14 protein-coding genes are annotated in these 17,732 nt (G+C 74.2%); 4 read left to right on the top strand and 10 right to left on the bottom strand.

Going from position 1 to position 17,732, the window contains the following annotated elements:
* Positions 1 to 198: 198 nt before the first annotated feature.
* Positions 199 to 1,359: an alkaline phosphatase PhoX gene (locus tag ACSLTV_RS33995; protein ID WP_432139238.1), complete on the bottom strand. Its 1,161-nt coding sequence runs from the start codon at positions 1,357 to 1,359 to the stop codon at positions 199 to 201.
* A gap of 237 nt (positions 1,360 to 1,596) precedes the next feature.
* On the opposite strand from ACSLTV_RS33995, the gene ACSLTV_RS34000 reads away from it, so the two are divergent.
* Positions 1,597 to 2,517: an oxidoreductase gene (locus ACSLTV_RS34000; protein WP_435613535.1), complete on the top strand. Its 921-nt coding sequence runs from the start codon at positions 1,597 to 1,599 to the stop codon at positions 2,515 to 2,517.
* An 85-nt stretch (positions 2,518 to 2,602) separates the two neighbouring features.
* Here ACSLTV_RS34000 and nirD read toward each other — a convergent pair whose 3' ends face one another.
* The 6 genes from nirD to ACSLTV_RS34030 form a co-directional block, all read right to left on the bottom strand.
* The gene (gene nirD, locus ACSLTV_RS34005; protein WP_432157875.1) at positions 2,603 to 2,953 is read right to left on the bottom strand and encodes a nitrite reductase small subunit NirD; all 351 of its coding nucleotides are present in this window, start codon (positions 2,951 to 2,953) and stop codon (positions 2,603 to 2,605) included.
* Positions 2,950 to 5,562, bottom strand: a complete 2,613-nt coding sequence (gene nirB, locus ACSLTV_RS34010) for a nitrite reductase large subunit NirB (protein WP_435613536.1) — start codon at positions 5,560 to 5,562, stop codon at positions 2,950 to 2,952. Before nirB ends, nirD begins: the two co-directional genes overlap by 4 nt.
* Complete coding sequence (locus ACSLTV_RS34015) at positions 5,563 to 6,777, bottom strand: NAD(P)/FAD-dependent oxidoreductase (protein WP_432157874.1); 1,215 nt, start codon at positions 6,775 to 6,777, stop codon at positions 5,563 to 5,565.
* A gap of 172 nt (positions 6,778 to 6,949) precedes the next feature.
* Positions 6,950 to 7,600, bottom strand: a complete 651-nt coding sequence (locus ACSLTV_RS34020; protein ID WP_432157873.1) for a class F sortase — start codon at positions 7,598 to 7,600, stop codon at positions 6,950 to 6,952.
* A 105-nt stretch (positions 7,601 to 7,705) separates the two neighbouring features.
* A complete protein-coding gene (locus tag ACSLTV_RS34025; RefSeq protein WP_435613537.1) occupies positions 7,706 to 8,227 on the bottom strand; it encodes a hypothetical protein in 522 nt (173 codons plus the stop codon).
* A 202-nt stretch (positions 8,228 to 8,429) separates the two neighbouring features.
* Positions 8,430 to 8,855 (bottom strand): gamma-glutamylcyclotransferase family protein, encoded by a 426-nt coding sequence (locus ACSLTV_RS34030; protein WP_435613538.1) that lies wholly within the window; start codon positions 8,853 to 8,855, stop codon positions 8,430 to 8,432.
* A 152-nt stretch (positions 8,856 to 9,007) separates the two neighbouring features.
* Between ACSLTV_RS34030 and ACSLTV_RS34035 the strand changes: the two genes are divergently transcribed.
* Positions 9,008 to 10,663, top strand: coding sequence for a M4 family metallopeptidase (locus ACSLTV_RS34035; RefSeq protein WP_435613539.1), 1,656 nt, complete (start codon positions 9,008 to 9,010; stop codon positions 10,661 to 10,663).
* A 74-nt stretch (positions 10,664 to 10,737) separates the two neighbouring features.
* Here the strand turns inward: ACSLTV_RS34035 and ACSLTV_RS34040 are convergent, their stop codons facing one another.
* The 3 genes from ACSLTV_RS34040 to ACSLTV_RS34050 form a co-directional block, all read right to left on the bottom strand.
* Positions 10,738 to 12,153 carry a hypothetical protein gene (locus tag ACSLTV_RS34040; protein WP_432139229.1) on the bottom strand — a complete coding sequence of 472 codons (1,416 nt, stop codon included), beginning with the start codon at positions 12,151 to 12,153 and terminating at the stop codon, positions 10,738 to 10,740.
* Between the two features lie 175 nt (positions 12,154 to 12,328).
* On the bottom strand, positions 12,329 to 14,557 hold the full coding sequence (locus ACSLTV_RS34045) for a molybdopterin oxidoreductase family protein (protein WP_435613540.1): 2,229 nt from the start codon (positions 14,555 to 14,557) through the stop codon (positions 12,329 to 12,331).
* Positions 14,558 to 14,692: 135 nt separating this feature from the next.
* Positions 14,693 to 15,379 (bottom strand): SanA/YdcF family protein, encoded by a 687-nt coding sequence (locus ACSLTV_RS34050; RefSeq protein WP_435613541.1) that lies wholly within the window; start codon positions 15,377 to 15,379, stop codon positions 14,693 to 14,695.
* 180 nt (positions 15,380 to 15,559) lie between these two features.
* Here ACSLTV_RS34050 and ACSLTV_RS34055 point away from each other — a divergent pair, with 180 nt between their 5' ends.
* Together ACSLTV_RS34055 and ACSLTV_RS34060 are read left to right on the top strand one after the other, a co-directional pair.
* Positions 15,560 to 16,453, top strand: a complete 894-nt coding sequence (locus ACSLTV_RS34055; protein ID WP_432139226.1) for a sirohydrochlorin chelatase — start codon at positions 15,560 to 15,562, stop codon at positions 16,451 to 16,453.
* Positions 16,454 to 16,569: 116 nt separating this feature from the next.
* The coding region (locus ACSLTV_RS34060) for a deoxyguanosinetriphosphate triphosphohydrolase (RefSeq protein ID WP_435613542.1) at positions 16,570 to 17,732 on the top strand (1,163 nt) is incomplete at its 3' end.

A 17,732-nucleotide genomic window follows, 5' to 3' on the forward strand; every position in this document is an offset into this window, starting at 1 on the left:
CTCCCACCGAGCCCGGCCGGACCCCGGAGCCGTCGTCCGTCCCCGACCCTCAACCGATGGGCGACGGCTCCGGCACGCAAGAGGAGGGCGGCACCTTGTGCGGGGTGCCGCCCTTCCGTGCGAGCGGACGCGCCGCGTCGGCGCCGAGCACGCCCGGTGGCGCTGCCGCGGTGGGTGAGGTGGTCGGCCCTTGCCGGGCTACGAGCGGAACGGACCCGTCACCTCGTACGTGATGCCGCCCGAGGACCTGCCCGTCGTGCCGCGTTGGCTGGAGAAGTACAGGCGGGTGCCGTCGGGGGAGAACGCGGGGCCGGTGATCTCCGAGCCGGACTGGCCGGTCACCCGGAGGAAGGGGGTGACCACCTCGTCCGGGGTGATCAGGCAGATCTCCATGTTGCCGCCGTCCTCCGCGACGTACAGGTCGCCGGAGGTGGACCCGGTGACGTTGTCGACGCCGGTGAGGGGGGCCGTGCCCGAGGTCACCAGGGAGTCGTCGTAGGCCAGGTCGATGGTCTGGGCGGCCGCGTCGTACCGCCAGACCCGGTTGTCGCCCTTGGTCGTGAACCAGCAGGTGCCGTCGGCGTAGTGGCAGCCCTCGCCGCCGTTGAAACGCTTGGCGCCGGGGACCTGGCCGCGGGTGGCGGTCGCACCCGACGGATCGGGGACCTGAGCCCAGCTGACCGGGCCGGAGGTGCCCCCGCCGGCGACCATGACCTCCAGGACACCGGAGGAGAGATCGCCCCAGGTGGTCGGGCGGAAGCGGTAGAAGCAGCCGTCGGGCACGTCCTCCGTCAGGTAGACGACCTGGCGGACGGGGTCCGCTGCCGCGGCCTCGTGCTTGAAGCGGCCCATGGCGTCGCGGCGCACCGCCGGCCGCACGCCCCACGGGTCCGTCTCGTAGACGTAGCCGCGATCCACCTCCTCGCACGACAGCCAGGTGTTCCACGGCGTCCTGCCGCCCGCGCAGTTCTGGCGGGTGCCCGACAGCACCCGGTACGCCGCCGTGACGGCGCCCGTCGACGAGAACCGCACCGCGCTCGCGCCGCCCGACGGGTTGATCTCCGAGTTGGAGACGTAGATCCAGCCGCCCCCGTCGTCGGCGTAGCAGGCGCCGCCGTCGGGGGCGTTGTGCCACTTGTACGACGTCCCCGGGACCGTGCGCCCGGACCGTGCGATCACCCGGCTGGTGAAGCCCGCCGGCAGGCAGACGCCGTTCGCGTCGGGTGAGCCCGGCGCCCCGTAGGGGCCCGCCCCGGGCTGCGCGGGGGCCGCGTACGCGGCGCCCCGCCAGAGGGTTCCGCCGAGGACGGCGGACGAACCGCCGAGCACGGCCGCACGCAGGAGGCTACGACGTTCCACGCTCACTCCCAGAGGGTGTCGTGACCGCCCGCCGCCGGTCGGCGGCGGGATCGTGCGGTGCAGGACCCTAGGGGCGGCGCGTGGCATCGCTGTGTCGTCGCCGTGGCCGCCGGATGCTGCGCAGGTGACAACGGGCGACACCAGGGGACCACGTCCCGGGCCGTCGCGCATCCGCATACACCCACCCGACACCCCCACCCCTACGCTGAGGTGGCAGCAGCGGAGGGAGTGACGGCCATGGGTGGCTGGAGCACGCGGGACATGCCGGATCTGCGCGGCCGGATCGCCGTGGTCACCGGGGCCAACAGCGGGCTCGGGTACATCACCGCCCGGGAACTGGCCCGCAAGGGGGCGCGGGTCGTGCTCGCCTGCCGGAGTGAGGAGCGGGGGAGGGCCGCCGAAGGGCGGATGCGGGGGGAAGTGGCGCACGCGGACATCGAGTTCGCGGCCCTGGACCTCGGTGACCTGCGCTCCGTACGGGAGTTCGCCGCCGGGTTCCCCCACGAGCGGGTCGATCTGCTGGTCAACAACGCCGGGGTCATGGCCGTGCCCCACGGCACCACCGTCGACGGCTTCGAGACGCAGTTCGGGGTCAACCACCTCGGGCACTTCGCCCTCACCGGCCTGCTGCTGCCCCGGATCCTCGCCGCGCCCCGCGCCCGCGTCGTCACCGTGTCCAGCATGATGCACGCCCTGGCAGGCGTGGACCTGCGCGACCCCAACAGCCTGCGCAGCTACCGCCGGTGGACGGCCTACGCCCGGTCCAAGAGCGCCAACCTGCTCTTCACCCACGAGTTCGCCCGGCGTCTCGCCGCCTCCGGCTCAGACGTCGTCGCGGCCGCCGCCCACCCCGGGTACGCCGCCACCGGGCTCACCGACGGTGTGGGCGGCACGCCCACCCGGCGGCTGCTGGAGCTGTCCGACCGCGTCATCGCCCAGTCGGCCGAGTCGGGCGCCCTGCCCACGCTCCACGCGGCCACGGCCCCCGGCGTACGGCCCGACTCCTTCACCGGGCCGGCCCTCGCGATGTGGCGCGGGGCGCCCGCGCGGTCATGGCGGGCGCCCTGGACGGTCGGGGACGAGGCGGGCCAGCGGCTCTGGGAGATCTCCGAGCGGCTGACCGGTGTCACCTACGAGACGCTGAAGCGGATCCCCTGAGTCCCCGGCCGGGGACTCAGGGGCCGCACCCCCACGTCAAGCGCCGCGCACCCCCCCCCACATCAGGCGCCGCGCACCCCCCGCATCAGGCGCTGCGCACCTCGTAAGTCGCCACCCGCACCGACTCGTCGTCCAGGCACCGCCCGTCGACGAGGTCGAAGCGCTGCTTGAGCAGGGGGGAGGCGACGAACGGCCGGCCCTGGTGGGTGCCGGTGAGGCCGCGGGACAGGACGGCCGCGCCGACGAACGGGTCCCGGTTGTCGATGGCGTACAGCTCGCCCGCGCGGTCGCGGAAGAGCGCCGCCTGGCGGCCGTCGGGCAGCAGGGCGGCCACGCCCCGGCCGGGCAGCAGCCGGTGCAGGTCGCAGACCGTCAGCCAGTCGTCGTCGAGCTTGAGCTGGACCTTCAGGTCGGTCGTCTCGGGTGCCAGGGTCATCGCGTGGCGCTTCCTTCCAGGATGTCTTCGGCGGGGCGGATGCCGATGGACAGCAGGGGCAGGTCGGGCTTCATCTGGTCCCGCTCGGGCACGAAGGCCACGACCGGGTCGGGGGTGTCGGGGGCGTTGACGAAGGACACGAACCGGGCCAGCTTCTGCGGGTCGTTGATGGTCTCCGCCCACTCGTCGCGGTAGGCCGAGACGTGCGCCGCCATCAGCGACTCCAGCTCCTCGCAGATGCCGAGGGAGTCCTCCACCACGACGTCCCGTACGTGGTCCAGGCCCCCGGGGATCCGCTCCAGCCAGGTCGACGTGCGCTCCAGGCGGTCGGCGGTGCGGATGTAGAACATCAGGAAGCGGTCGATGAGCCGGATCAGCTCGGCGTCACTCAGATCCTGCGCGAGCAGGTCCGCGTGGCGCGGGGTCGCGCCGCCGTTGCCGCCGACGTACAGGTTCCAGCCGTTGGAGGTGGCGATGACGCCGAAGTCCTTCGACTGGGCCTCCGCGCACTCGCGGGCGCAGCCGGACACCGCCGACTTCAGCTTGTGGGGGGAGCGCAGGCCCCGGTAGCGCAGCTCCAGGTCGATCGCCATGCGGACGGAGTCCTGGACGCCGTAGCGGCACCAGGTCTGGCCGACGCAGGACTTCACGGTGCGCAGGGCCTTGCCGTAGGCGTGCCCCGACTCGAAGCCGGCGTCCACCAACCTGGCCCAGATGATCGGCAGTTGCTCGACGCGCGCACCGAACATGTCGATCCGCTGACCGCCGGTGATCTTGGTGTAGAGGCCGAAGTCGCGGGCGATCTCACCGATCACGATCAGCTTCTCGGGGGTGATCTCCCCACCCGGGATACGGGGGACGACGGAGTACGAGCCGTTCTTCTGGATGTTGGCCAGGAAGTGGTCGTTGCTGTCCTGCAGGGCGGCCTGCTCGCCGTCCAGGACGTAGCCGCTCGCGCCGATCGAGGGGGCGAGGGAGGCGATGATCGAGCCCACCGCCGGCTTGCAGACCTCGCAGCCGTCGCCGCCGCGGGCGCCGTCGCGGCCGTAGCGGTCCAGCAGGTCCTGGTAGGTGTTGACGCGCAGGGCGAGGACGATCTCGTACAGCTCCTCGCGGGTCTGCGAGAAGCAGCCGCACAGGCCCTTGTCGACCTCGATGCCGCCGGCCTCCAGCTCCGCGGTGACCAGCTGGCCCAGCACCTTGACGCAACTGCCGCATCCGGTACCGGCCTTGGTGCACTTCTTCACCTCGGGCACGCTGGTGCAGGAGTGCTCCGTCACCGCCGACCGGATGGTGCCCTTGGTGACGTTGTGGCAGGAGCAGATCACCGCGTCGTCGGGCAGCGCCGACGGGCCGAGCTGGGCGCCGCCGCCCGCCGCGCCCTCCGGCAGCACCAGCGACTCGGGAGCGACCGGCGGTACCGAACCGGTCAGCGCGCGCAGCGTGCCGTAGGCCTCCGCGTCACCGACGAGGATGCCGCCGAGCAGCGTGCCGTCGCGGCCGATGACCAGCTTCTTGTACAGGCCGGCGCGGGAGTCGGAGTAGACGACGTCCAGGCAGTCCCCGGTGGTGCCGTGCGCGTCGCCGAAGGACGCCACGTCCACGCCGAGCAGCTTCAGCTTGGTGGACAGGTCGGCGCCGGTGAAGGCCGCCTCGTCGGCCGCGATGGTGGCGGCCGCCGTCTCCGCCTGCTCGTAGCCCGGCGCGACCAGGCCGTACACCCGGCCGTCGGCGGCCAGCGCGCACTCGCCGATGGCGAAGACGTGCGGGTCGGCGACCGTGCGGCACTGCTCGTCGACGTTGATGCCGCCGCGCTCGCCGACGGTGAGGCCGCAGTCGCGGGCCAGCTGGTCGCGGGGGCGGACACCGGCGGAGAAGATCACCATGTCGGTGGCGATCTCGGAGCCGTCGGAGAGCTTCATGCCGGTGACGGCGCCGGAGGCGTCGGCGACGATCTCCTGGGTGCCGGTCCCGGTGTGGACGCTCAGGCCCATGTCCTGGATGGTGCGCAGCAGCGCCGCGCCACCGCCGTCGTCGACCTGCACCGGCATCAGCCGGGGCGCGAACTCCACGATGTGCGTCTCGACGCCGAGACCCTTGAGCGCGCCGGCCGCCTCCAGGCCGAGCAGCCCGCCGCCGACGACCGCGCCCACCCGGGCGGTGCCCTTCGCGTACTCCTCGATCGCCAGCAGGTCCTCGATGGTGCGGTACACGAAGCAGCCGGTGGCGTCCTTGCCGGGGACCGGCGGCACGAACGGGTAGGAGCCGGTGGCCAGCACCAGGACGTCGTAGCCGACGACCAGCCCGGAGCGGGCGGTGACCTTCCGCGCCTCGCGGTCGACGGTGACGGCCGGGTCGCCGACGTGCAGCTCGATGCCGTGGTCGGCGATGAACTCCATGTCGGTGACGGAGAGGTCCTCGGGGGTCTTCCCCGAGAAGTACGAGGTGAGCTGGACCCGGTCGTACGCCGGACGCGGCTCCTCGCACAGCACGACCACGCGGTGCGTGGCGGTCAGGCCGCGCTCGGCGAGCGCCTCCAGGAAGCGCTGGCCGACCATGCCGTGGCCGACGAGCACGATCGTGGGGGTGGCCCCCAGGGTGGCGGTCATTCAGGAGCCTCCATCGTTGGTGAGCAGGTGGAGCAGGGGGCCGTCGTCGGGGAGCGGCTCTGCTCCCTCCCAGGCGCGGGCGAGCGCGCCGACGGTGCCGAGTTCGCCGACGAGTACTCCGCCGACCAGGCGGTCGTCGCGGACGACGACCTTGCGGTAGGTGCCGCGGGTGGCGTCGGTGAGCTGCACGACGTCGTCGCCGGGCCGGGGTACGGTCTCGCCGAACGCGGCGAGGTCGAAGGGGGAGTCCTGCCCGGTGAGGGTCAGCCGGGTCAGGGCGCGGGTGCCGCGGTAGCGGGCGCCGGAGTCGCCCGTGAGCAGCCCGGCGAGCGCGTCGGCCTGTTCCAGGGCGGGGGCGGCGAGCCCGTAGACCTCGCCGTCGTGCTGGGCGCAGTCGCCGATGGCGAAGACGTGCGGGTCGGACGTGCGCAGCCGGTCGTCGACCAGGACGCCCTTGCCGACGGCGAGGCCCGCGTCCTTGGCGAGGCCGACGCGCGGGTGGACCCCGCAGGCCAGCACCACCAGGTCGGCGTCGAGGGCGTAGCCGTCGGCCATCTCCACGGAGCGGACGGCGCCGCCGACGCAGCGCACGTCACGGACCCGGCACTCGGTGTGCACCTCCACGCCGAGGTCCTTGAGATGGCGCAGGACGAGGCGCGAGGCGTTCGGGTCGAGCTGGCGTTCCATCAGCCGCTCGGACTGCTGGGCGAGGACGACCTGGGCGCCGCGCAGGGCGAGCGCGCGGGCGGCGGACACCCCGAGCAGGCCGCCGCCGATGACGACCGCGCGCACCCCCGGCCGGACCGCCTTGGACAGGCCGAGGCAGTCGTCCATGGTCCGGAACGCGTGCACGCCCTCCGGGAGTTCGTGGTCGGGGGTGAACAGACCGCGCAGCGGCGGGAGCACCGGGTTGGAGCCGGTGGCCAGCACCAGCGCTTCGTATGCGATCTCCGTGCCGTCCGCGCAGGCCACGGTGCGGCGGGCGCGGTCGATGCCGGTGACCCGTGCCCGCACCAGCCCGTCCGGCGCGGGCAGGGCGATCACGTCGGGCGCGTACCGGCCGGCCAGCACCTCGGCGAGCAGCACCCGGTTGTAGGGGCGGTGCTCCTCCTCGCCGACGAGCAGCGCGGGCGTGCCCAGCTCGCCGAGTCGGCGGGCGAGCCGTACGCCCGCGAGGCCGGCGCCGATCACCACCACACGCGTTTTCGAGGTCATGCCGTCGAGCGTGCGGTGCCGACGTTACCCGGTGGCATCACCACTGTTTCCCCGGAGGAACGCTGCCCTCAGCGGGGGTGGGGGCGGCATGTGAGGTGGTGGCGGGGCCGGCGGATCCCGCCACCACGGCGAGGACGTCCGGGTGCTCCTCGTACGGTGGGGCCGAGCCGCCTCACCGGACGCCGGTGAGGTGGGCGAAGACGACCACGTTGCTCTGGTAGCCGGTGGCGCGCGAGTAGGTCCCGCCGCAGGTGATCACGCGCAGTTCGGGCCGGGGGGCCGCGCCGTACACCGTCTCGTCGGGGAAGGCGGACGCCCGGTAGACCTCGACCGCGTCGACCGTGAACACGGCCGTGGTCCCGTCCCGCCGGTCGACCTCGATCGCGGCGCCCTTCTTCAGCGCGCCCAGGGAGAAGAACACCGCCGGTCCGTCGGCGTTGTCGACGTGCCCCGCGACGATGGCGGTGCCGGTCTCCCCGGGGCTGGTGCCCGCCTCGTACCAGCCGGCGAGGTTCTTCTTCCGCGCCGGGGGTACCTCCAGCGTGCCGGTTGGCGTCAGCCCCAGCCCGGTCAGCGGGGCGTCGACCCGGATCGAGGCGATGCGGATCCGTTCGGGCACGGAGGGCGCGAGCCCGCGCGCGGACGCGGACCGGGGTCCGCCCGGTCCGCCCGGCCCGGACGGTCCGCCCGGCCCGGTGCCGGCCTCCGCCGCCGTCGGCTGGGGCGGGGCGTGGGTGGCGGTGCCGTTGTGCAGGAGCCAGCCGCCCGCGCACAGGGCGGTGAGCGTGACGGTGGCGGCGACGGTGTTGCCGAGCCTGCGCATACCAGCCTCCTGAGGGCCCGGTTCCCCCTCCGGGCCGCGAGGGGCGTCGGACCCGGAGGGGGAGGGGACATGCGGTACCGGCGGACGGGCAGCGGAGGGTGCCCGTCAGATCCCGTCGCCTCTCGCCCGGCGATGCAGGAGCCAGGTACCGCCCGCGGCGGCGACGGCGAGCGCCGCCACACCGGCCGCGGTCTGCACGGGGTCGGGACCCAGAGCGCCGCCGACCCCCGTCTTCACACTCCCCCTGGGATGCACCTGCCGGCGCGACGGAACCAGGGTCACGATGAGGTCGCCGGTGACCCGCCGCCCGCTCGCGGCGCAGGTCGCGACGATCTCGTAGGTCCCCGGCTGGGCGCCCGGCGGCACCGTGAACTGCCCGATCGCGTCGTCCTCGTGGGTGGTCGGCGCCAGTGAGAACCGGCCCGCGCCGACCGCGCCGGCCTCACCCGCCGCCGTACCGCCCTCGCCGCAGGCATCGGTGTTCACCGTGACCTGGCCGCCCGGTACGGCCATGGACGGGTACACCTCCAGCCCGCCCGGGTCCCCGGCGTGCGCGGGCGCGACGGCACCGCTCAGCGCGGTGACGGCGAACGCGGTGCCGGTCAACAGCCGGACGGTACGTCGCATCGGTGCTCCTCGTGAGCTCATCGGTGGTCCCTGCTCTTCACGAGGTAAGAGGCAGCATGCCGGGCGCGCTTCCTGAGGGGCAGTCAGAAAGGGGATGAACGGGTGGTGGCCCGCCGCCGTACCGAACGGTGTTTCGGCAGGTCAGGTCCGCCGCGGGCTGGTGTCGTGGAAAGCCGGAGCGGGGGCGGGTGAACGGGTGACCTCAGGGCCGCCGCGCCCGCCAGTCCCCGCCCTCGACGAGCCTGCCGCCCGCCCGCAGCCGCGCGGTCACGGCGGGGGCGGCCAGGTACACCCAGGCGTGCACGGGGGCGCCGTCGGTCGCGCGGACCACGTCCCGCGCGACCCGCTCGTAGAGGTTGTGCGGGTCGCCCGGCCGGAACTCCTCCAGCCGGTCCAGCTCGGCGAGCAGCCCCGCGTACGCCTCCGGCCGCGCGGTGACCAGTTCGCCGGTCACCCGGCCGCCGGGCTCCGGCACGGCGTACGGGTAGCCGGGGCCGTGGTGCAGGACCGCCCCGCCGAGCAGCGCGGGTTCCTCGCGGAGGATGCGGCCGCGCAGGAAGCGGTCGTGGTTGGCCTCGCCGGGGCGCAGGGTGCCGTAGACGAAGAAGGGCAGGGGCCGGGCGTTCACGGAAACGATTCTCTCCGGTCGGCGCGTCCTCACACTCCCGTGGAATCCCTCACCGATGCGCTATGGACATGACATGTCATGTCTCCTTAAATCTTCGAGGACATCCGCGCCATCCACCCCCACGCGCCCATGGCGCCTCCCCGAGGAGTCCGATGAGCCAGAAGAAGCGGATACGGCAGCACGTCCGAGGTTCCCGTCTCGCCACCGCCGGCATCGCCGCCACCGCGGCGACCCTGCTGGCCGCCGCCCTCTCGCCCACCGCCGCCGCCACCCCCCGGCCCACCAGGGCCGACGCGCTCGCCCACGCCGCGTCGGCCGTCGCCGACCACGCGGCGGGCCTGGGACTGACCACGGCCCAGGGCACCGCCGTCCGGGACGTCATCGTCGACGAGGACGGCACCCAGCACGTCCGCTACGACCGCACCTACCGCGAACTGCCCGTCCTCGGCGGCGACTTCGTCGTCCACCTGGCCCCCGACGGCGACTACCGGGGCGCCGACCGGGCCACCCGCGCCACCCTCGCGCTGCCCACCGTCACCCCGAAGGTGCCCGCGTCCAGAGCCGCCGGCCTCGCCGTCGACGCCCTGCGCACCGCCCACCGCGACCAGCCGCTGCGGCAGGCCGAGGCCAGACCCCGGCTGGTCGTCGACGCCCTGCACGGCACCCCCAGGCTGGCCTGGCGCACCGACGCCGTCGGCCTGGACTCCCTCGGCAACCCGGTCGCCCGCACCGTCCTCACCGACGCGCGCACCGGCGCCCGGATCGACGCCTGGGACAGCATCCACACGGCCGGCGGCGACGGACGGTCCCTCTACAGCGGCACGGTCCCGCTGCAGACCAGCCAGTCCGGCTCGGCGTACCAGCTGACGGACCCGACCCGCGGCAACACCTACACCGGCGACGCGGCCAACAAGACCGACCTGTGCATCTTCGGCATCTGCTTCGTGCGCGCGCCCTCGACGGTCTTCTCCGACACCGACAACCACTGGGGCTCCGGGACCACCGCCGACCGCTCCACGGCCGCCGTCGACGCCCAGTACGGCACCAACGCGACCTGGGACTACTACAAGAGCGTCCACGGCCGCACCGGCATCGGCGGGGACGGCAAGGGCTCGTACAACCGCGTCCACTACGGCAACGCGTACAACAACGCCTTCTGGGACGACAGCTGCTTCTGCATGACGTACGGCGACGGCGACGGCAGCACCTTCGGCCCGCTGGTGTCGCTGGACGTGGCCGGCCACGAGATGAGCCACGGCGTGACGTCCAAGACGGCCGCGCTGACCTACTCCGGCGAGTCCGGCGGCCTCAACGAGGCCACGTCGGACATCTTCGGCACGCTGGTGGAGTTCCACGCCGCCAACGCCTCCGACACCGGTGACTACCTCATCGGCGAGGAGATCGTCCGGCCGGGCTTCGGCCGGGACGCCCTGCGCTACATGGACAAGCCCAGCAAGGACGGCAACTCTGCCGACTACTGGAGCAGTTCGGTCGGCAACCTCGACGTCCACTACTCCTCCGGGGTCGCCAACCACTTCGCCTACCTCCTGGCGGAGGGCAGCGGCCGCAAGGTCGTGGGCGGCGTCACCTACGACTCCCCGACCTACGACGGCTCCACGGTCACGGGCATCGGCCGGGACAAACTCGGCGCGATCTGGTACCGGGCGCTGACCGTCTACATGACGTCGTCGACCAAGTACGCGGGCGCCCGGACGGCGACCCTGAACGCGGCGCGCGACCTCTACGGCGCGGGCAGCACCGAGTACGACGCGGTGGCCGCGGCCTGGAGCGCGGTGAACGTGCGCTGAGCGGCCGGGCCCCGGCCCGACGCGGCCGCCCCGGCGACAGAATCCGCCGGGGCGGCCGTGCGGGCGGAGGGAACTCAGGCGGGCGCGTCCGGCCAGGGGCCGCAGATCTCGCCCTCCCGCGCCGGGTCGGTGAGCCGGGGGAGGGGACAGGCGTAGATCATCCGCTTGCCCGGGTGCTCGGTCACCGTCCACAGCTCTCCCGGGCCCTGCTCGGGGCCGGGCCAGTGCGAGAGGTCCTCCACGCCCACCGCAGCCCGGTGGACGCTCTCGATCTCCAGCACCCCGGTGGGGGCGGTCGTCGGCTTCGTCACGTACAGGACGCCGTTGCTCCGGTCGCCCCGGCTGCGGCTCAGGTACCACCTGCCGTCGTAGGACACGGCGCCCTGCACGTTGCTCTGCGGCAGCCGGTACACGGCGTCGGCCTGCCAGTCGCCGTCGGCGGTCAGCCGGGGCGCGCCGGTGGCACCGTCCAGCGGCCAGCGTGCCACCCGTCCCATGCGGTCGGGGTCCTTGACCCCGTCGCCGTCGGGGTCGGCGTCCGCGCCGGAGCAGTACTCCCCGGTCGTCAGATGGTCCAGGCCGCTGCGGTCGAGGCCCACGTAGGAGAAGCTGGGCCCGCCACCGTCGACGCACTTGGTCCGGCCCACCGTACTGATCCAGGCACCGACCTGCGGCATCACGAAGCGGTACCCGTGCCCGTAGTAGACGCCGCTGTGCCGGCCGATCCGGTACTTGTCGCCGGTGTCCCCGTTCGCGGCCTCGCCCAGGTCGAAGATGTACCGCAGGTCGAAGACCCGCAGCCCCCGGTCGGTGTCCGCGACGTAGAGGTAGTTGCCGTACCAGGCCATCCCGCCGCAGTGCAGCGAGGGCCGGTCGGAGTACTGCGTGGTCCGCAGGCTCATGTAGGTCGGGTTGCCGTAGCTGTTGACGTACGGGTAGGCGAGCAGCACATGCCGGTACCGCAGGGTGTCCGGGTCGAGGAAGGTGACCCGGCAGCCCTTGGTCTCGTCGGCGTCGCCGCCGGACTGGCCGCCCTCGGAGGGCGCTTTGTCGTACCAGCTGACGAGGACGGCCCGCTTGGTCCCCCACAACTGGTCGGCCTGCGCGTCGGCCACGGTGGTCACGCCCTGCGGCATCCACTCGACCACCCCGCCGACGGTGCCGCTGTCCGGCCCGTCGAAGCAGTAACTGGTCCCGTGCAACGGGAGGTTGCCGGCCGCTTCGGCGTCGCAGGCCACGCCGTCCGCGTTCCGCACCGCCGTGCGGTTGGCCGTGTCCAGGATGTTCCGCACGTCGAGCGTGGGCAGTTCGGCGCCCAGCCGCCGCACCCGGGCCGACAGTTCGACCGTATTGTCGGCGGGCCGCAGCCGGTGGTCGCTGAGACTGGGCGAGTTCACGGCGGCCTGCGCGGGGACCTGCCCGCCGAACGCCGCCAAGGTGGCGGTCAGCGCGGCCAACAGCGCCTTCCGCAGCCTGGACTTCGGTATCACGTGGTCGACTCTCTCTCCCGGCCGTCAGGAGCCCACAGTGTAGGGAGGCCCGCGCGAGGTGATCCGCTCGGCTCCGACTACGCCGCCGCACGGCCGGGTTCGCGCCGCGCGTGCCCGCGGCCGGGCCCGCCGGGGCCCCGGCTCCGAGCCGGGCCCGTACCGGGAGTCCGGCGCCCTACGCCCGTTCCAGACGCACGGCGCACACCTTGAACTCCGGCATCCGGGACGTCGGGTCCAGGGCCGGGTTGGTGAGGGTGTTGGCGCGGCCGGCGCCGGGCCAGTGGAAGGGCATGAAGACCGTGTCCGGGCGGATGTGCGGGGTGATGCGGGCGGGGGCGACCGCGCGGCCCCGGCGGGAGACCACCGCGACCGGGTCGCCCTCGGCCGTGCCGAGCCGCGCCGCGAGGCGCGGGTGCAGCTCCACGAAGGAGTTCGGCGCCGCCGCGTTGAGCTCGTCGACGCGGCGGGTCTGCGCGCCGGACTGGTACTGGGCGACCACCCGCCCGGTGGTCAGCAGCACCGGGTACTCGTCGTCCGGCTCCTCGGCGGCCGCCCGGTGCGTCACCGGCACGAACCGGGCCCGGCCGTCCGGCGTGGCGAACCCGTCGAGGAACAGCCGGGGCGTCCCCGGATGCGGATGCGCCCCGGCGCCGCCGTCGCCGTCCCGCGCGGGGTCGTCGGCGCCGGGGGCGTCCAGTGAGGCGTCCTCACCGAGACCGGCGCCGGCGTCCGGCGAGCCCCCCTCCTCCCGGCCGGCCCCGGGCGCGTCGAGCGCGCCGCCCTCGCCCGGCTCGGCGCCGCCCGGGCACGGCCAGAACACCCCGTTCTCCTCGGCCAGCCGCCGGTAGGTGATGCCCGAGTAGTCGGCGGGGCCGCCCGCGCTGGCCCGGCGCAGCTCCTCGAAGACCTCCTCCGGGTCGGTCGGGAACCCCTTCTCCACGCCCAGCCGGGCGGCGATCCCGTGCATGACCTCCAGATCGCTGCGGACGCCGTCGGGCGGGGTGAGCGCCCGGCGGCGCAGCAGCACCCTGCCCTCCAGGTTGGTGGTGGTGCCGGTCTCCTCGGCCCACTGGGTGACCGGCAGCACGACGTCCGCGAGCGCCGCCGTCTCCGACAGCACCACATCGCACACCGCGAGGAACTCCAGCGACCTCAGCCGCTCCTCGACGTGCGCGGCGCGCGGCGCCGACACCACCGGGTTGGACCCCATCAGCAGCAGCGAACGGATGTCGCCCCCCAACGCGTCCAGCAGCTCGTACGCGCTGCGCCCGGGCCCGGGCAGCGAGTCCGGGTCGACACCCCACACCCCGGCGACGTGCGCCCGCGCCGCCGGGTCGTCCAGCTTGCGGTATCCGGGCAACTGGTCGGCCTTCTGCCCGTGTTCCCGGCCGCCCTGCCCGTTGCCCTGCCCGGTCAGGCAGCCGTACCCGGACAGCGGGCGGCCCGCCCGGCCGGTCGCCAGGCACAGGTTGATCCACGCGCCGACCGTGTCGGTGCCCTTGGACTGCTGCTCGGGCCCGCGCGCGGTGAGCACCATCGCGTGCTCCGGCTCGCAGAACAGCCGTACCGCCTCGCGCAGTCGCGGCACCGGTACGCCGGTGATCCGCTCCACGTACTCCGGCCAGTGCGCCATCGCGGCGGCTCGCGCCTCCTCCCAGCCGCTGGTGCGCCGCTGGATGTACTCCTCGTCCGTCCGGCCCTCCGCGACCACCAGGTGCAGCAGGCCCAGGGCGAGCGCCAGATCGGTGCCCGGGCGCGGGGCCAGGTGCAGGTCGGCCTGCTCGGCGGTGCGGGTGCGGCGCGGATCGACGACGATGAGCGTGCCGCCGTTCGCCCGCAGTTCGGTGAAGTAGCGCAGCGCGGGCGGCATGGTCTCGGCCGGGTTGGAGCCGACGAGGATCACACAGCCGGTCCGGGGGATGTCCTCCAGCGGGAAGGGCAGCCCGCGGTCCAGCCCGAACGCCTTGATGCCGGCGGCAGCCGCGGACGACATGCAGAAGCGGCCGTTGTAGTCGATCTGCGAGGTGCCGAGCACGACCCGGGCGAACTTGCCGAGCGCGTACGCCTTCTCGTTGGTCAGGCCGCCCCCGCCGAACACCCCCAGCGCGTCCGCCCCGTGCTCCGCGCGGATCCGCGTCAGCTCCCCGGTGATCCGGTCCAGCGCCTCGTCCCAGGTGGCCGGCGCCAGCGTGCCGTCGCCGGCACGCACCAGCGGGGAGGTCAGCCGCACCCGGGACGAGAGCACCTGCGGTGCCGTACGGCCCTTGCCGCACAGCGCGCCCCGGTTCACCGGGAAGTCGGTGCGGTCGCGCACCTCGACGCCCCCCTGCTGCGCGGGCGTGAGATTCATTCCGCACTGCAGGGCGCAGTACGGGCAGTGGGTGGGCGTCGAGGTGCTCTGCATGCGGTCCAGCGTGCGTCGGCCGTGTTACACGGCGTGCGGTGTCCTGTTACGTCGGTGTGGTGGTGACCTCCCCGGCGCCCCGGCACCGCCGTGAGGCACGGCCGGCCCCCACCCGCCGGCGCGCCCGCCGGGCGGTCACCCGGCCGAGGACAGCGCCCGGCGCACCCCCGGTTCCCGGGGGCCGAGGAAACGGGGGTCCGGTTCGAAGACCGCGTCCAGCGCCGCCTTGCCCGCCGCGAACAGTTCCCGGGTGCCGCCGTAGTACCAGGTGGCGTCGTGCCTCTCGTCGACCCCGACGCCGTACGCGGTGATCCCGGCCGCCCGGCACAGCGCCACCGCCCGCCGGATGTGGAAGCCCTGGCTGATCAGCACCGCCTCGTCCACCCCGAAGATCTTCTTCGCCCTGACGCACGAGTCCCAGGTGTCGAAGCCGGCGTAGTCGCTGACGATCCGCCCGTCCGGCACGCCGTGCCGGGTCAGGTAGGCGCGCATGGCGTCGGGTTCGTCGTAGTCCTCCCGGCTGTTGTCCCCGGTGACGAGCACCACCCGGACCCGTCCCTCCCGGTACAGCGTCGCCGCCGCGTCCAGCCGGTGCGCGAGATACGGCGACGGCTCGCCGTTCCACAGTCCCGCGCCGAACACCACGGCGACGTCCGTGCGCGGCGCGGTCCGCGTCGGCACCAGCCGGTCGGCGGTCGTCAGGCGCAGCCAGGTCGCCGGCAGCAGCCCCAGCGCACACCCGGCCATCACCGCCCGCACCAGCCGCCGACGGCCCGCGCGGGTACGCGGCAGCCGCGGTCTGCTCAGCCTGGGTCGGGGCATCGCGCGCGTCCTCCTCGTGACGGGTTCCGCACGGAGAGGACGCCCCGGGCGATCATCCGGTTCGGCCCATGGCGCGGCTCACCCGGCCTCACACCGCCCGGCACCGGTCCGTGAAGCCGTGGAAAACACCCGTCACGGTGAGGCAACCGGGGCGCAACCTCGGTCGGCGAGGATCGTTCCATGACGGCGTCGAACCCTTCCCGCGACGAGTCCCGCCCCCGCCCCGGCGCCCGCCCGGCCGACGACCACCTCGACAGTACGGCGCACCTCATGAACCGGATCACCCACCAGCTCACCCGTCAGCTCGGCCTCGTCGCCCTCGACGGCCGCCGCCGCCCGGCTCCGCCCGCGCTCGTCCTCGTCGGCCACGGCAGCCGCGACCCGAGGGCCCTGCGCACCGTCCGCGCGCTGCTGGACCGGGTACGCGCCCGGCGCCCCGGACTGCCGGTCCACCTCGGGCACATCGAGCTCAACGAGCCGCTGCTGACCGACACCCTCGCCGCCCTGGACGCCGCCGGCACCCCGGACGCGGTCCTGGTGCCGCTGCTGCTGGGCCGGGGCTACCACGTCAAGCGGGACATCCCGGAGATGGCGGCCACGGCCCGGGTCCGCACGCGCGTGGCGGCCCCGCTCGGCCCGCACCCCCTCCTGGTCGACACCCTGTGCACCCGTCTGACGGAGGCCGGCTGGCGCCCACCGGCGAGCGACGCCGAGCGCCGCGAAACCGCGGTGATCCTCGCCGCGGCAGGCTCCCGCGACCCCGACAACGCCGCCGACACCCACCGCACCGCCCAGCTCCTCGCCGACCGCCTGGGCGTCCCGGTCCTGCCGGCCTACGCCTCCGCCGCCACCCCGACCGTTTCCGAGGCCCTCGGCCTCCTGGCCGCACGGGGCCGCCACCGAGTCGCCGTCGCGTCGTACTTCACGGCCCCCGGCCGCTTCGCCACCCAGTGCGCGGACCGCGCCCCCTGGCTGGCCTCGGCCCCCCTGGGAGCCGACGGGCAGCTGGCCGACCTGGTCCTGCACCGGTACGACCAGGCCCTGCCGGCGGGGGCGGACTGCCACGCCGCCTGACCCCAGCCCCGACCCACGTGCCGGCGCGGGCACCACGAACGCCGGCACCCCGCGAGAGCACCGCACCCGGCGGACGACTGGGCGCGTTTGTCAGCGCCGCCCCGTACTGTCGAGTCATGGCAGGCACCCCCTATGACGAGACGGCCACCGAACGCTACGCCCCGGAACCCGACAAACGCCCCGGCCGCACCGCCTTCCAGCGCGACCGCGCCCGAGTCCTGCACTCCTCCGCCCTGAGGAGACTCGCCGGCAAGACCCAGGTCGTCACGCCGGGCCAGCTCGGCCGGGCGTGGGACGCCAGCCCCCGCACCCGCCTCACCCACTCCTTGGAGTGCGCCCAGGTCGGCCGGGAACTCGGTGCGGCCCTAGGCTGCGACCCCGACCTGGTGGAGGCCGCCTGCCTCTCACACGACCTCGGCCACCCCCCGTTCGGCCACAACGGCGAACAGGCGCTCAACGACTTCGCCGAGGACTGCGGCGGCTTCGAGGGCAACGCCCAGTCGCTGCGCCTGCTCACCCGCATCGAACCCAAGCGCTTCACCGAAGAGGGCTCCGTCGGCCTCAACCTCACCCGTGCCACCCTCGACGCCGCCACCAAGTACCCCTGGCCGCGCGGCGCCCACCCCACCGCCCCGGCGTCCCCCAAGTTCGGCGTCTACGAGGACGACCGCCCGGTCTTCGACTGGGTGCGCAAAGAGGCCCCCGGCACCCGCACCTGCTTCGAGGCCCAGGTCATGGACTGGGCCGACGACGTGGCCTACTCCGTGCACGACGTGGAGGACGGCCTGCACGCCGGCCACATCGACCCCAACTGCCTGCACGCCGAGCCGGAGCGCCGGGAGATCTTCGCGGTCGCCGTCGCCCGCTACGCCCCCGCCGGCACCGACCCCGCCGAACTCGCCGCCGCCCTGGACCGCCTCCAGGACCAGCAGTGGTGGCCGCACGGCTACGACGGCACGGCGGTCGCCCAGGCCCGCCTGAAGGACGCCACCAGCCAGCTCATCGGCCGGTTCTGCCTCGCCGCCGAGGGCGCCACCCGACAGCGCTGGGGGCACCGCCCGGGCCGTGCGGGCACGCAGGGGGCCGGCGGACGCCTCACCCGGTACACCGCCGAACTGGTCGTGCCGCGCGAGACCCGGCTGGAGTGCGCCGTCCTCAAGGCGGTCGCCGACCTGTACGTCATGCAGCGCGCCGAACAGGAGCGGCTGCGCGCCGACCAGCGCGTCGTCATCACCGAACTGGGGTGGGGGGTCCCCGCCCGCGCCCCCAAAAGAATCAA

Source organism: Streptomyces sp. bgisy159 (assembly GCF_965341775.1).
In the GTDB taxonomy this organism is placed as follows: domain Bacteria; phylum Actinomycetota; class Actinomycetes; order Streptomycetales; family Streptomycetaceae; genus Streptomyces.

Coding starts and splice junctions, on each gene's coding strand:
- nirB (WP_435613536.1), bottom strand. CDS start 5,562: ATGACCGCCACCCTGGGGGCCACCCCCACGATCGTGCTCGTCGGCCAC.
- ACSLTV_RS34015 (WP_432157874.1), bottom strand. CDS start 6,777: ATGACCTCGAAAACGCGTGTGGTGGTGATCGGCGCCGGCCTCGCGGGC.
- ACSLTV_RS34025 (WP_435613537.1), bottom strand. CDS start 8,227: ATGCGACGTACCGTCCGGCTGTTGACCGGCACCGCGTTCGCCGTCACC.
- ACSLTV_RS34050 (WP_435613541.1), bottom strand. CDS start 15,379: ATGCCCCGACCCAGGCTGAGCAGACCGCGGCTGCCGCGTACCCGCGCG.
- ACSLTV_RS34020 (WP_432157873.1), bottom strand. CDS start 7,600: ATGCGCAGGCTCGGCAACACCGTCGCCGCCACCGTCACGCTCACCGCC.
- nirD (WP_432157875.1), bottom strand. CDS start 2,953: ATGACCCTGGCACCCGAGACGACCGACCTGAAGGTCCAGCTCAAGCTC.
- ACSLTV_RS34035 (WP_435613539.1), top strand. CDS start 9,008: ATGAGCCAGAAGAAGCGGATACGGCAGCACGTCCGAGGTTCCCGTCTC.
- ACSLTV_RS34000 (WP_435613535.1), top strand. CDS start 1,597: ATGGGTGGCTGGAGCACGCGGGACATGCCGGATCTGCGCGGCCGGATC.
- ACSLTV_RS34055 (WP_432139226.1), top strand. CDS start 15,560: ATGACGGCGTCGAACCCTTCCCGCGACGAGTCCCGCCCCCGCCCCGGC.
- ACSLTV_RS34045 (WP_435613540.1), bottom strand. CDS start 14,557: ATGCAGAGCACCTCGACGCCCACCCACTGCCCGTACTGCGCCCTGCAG.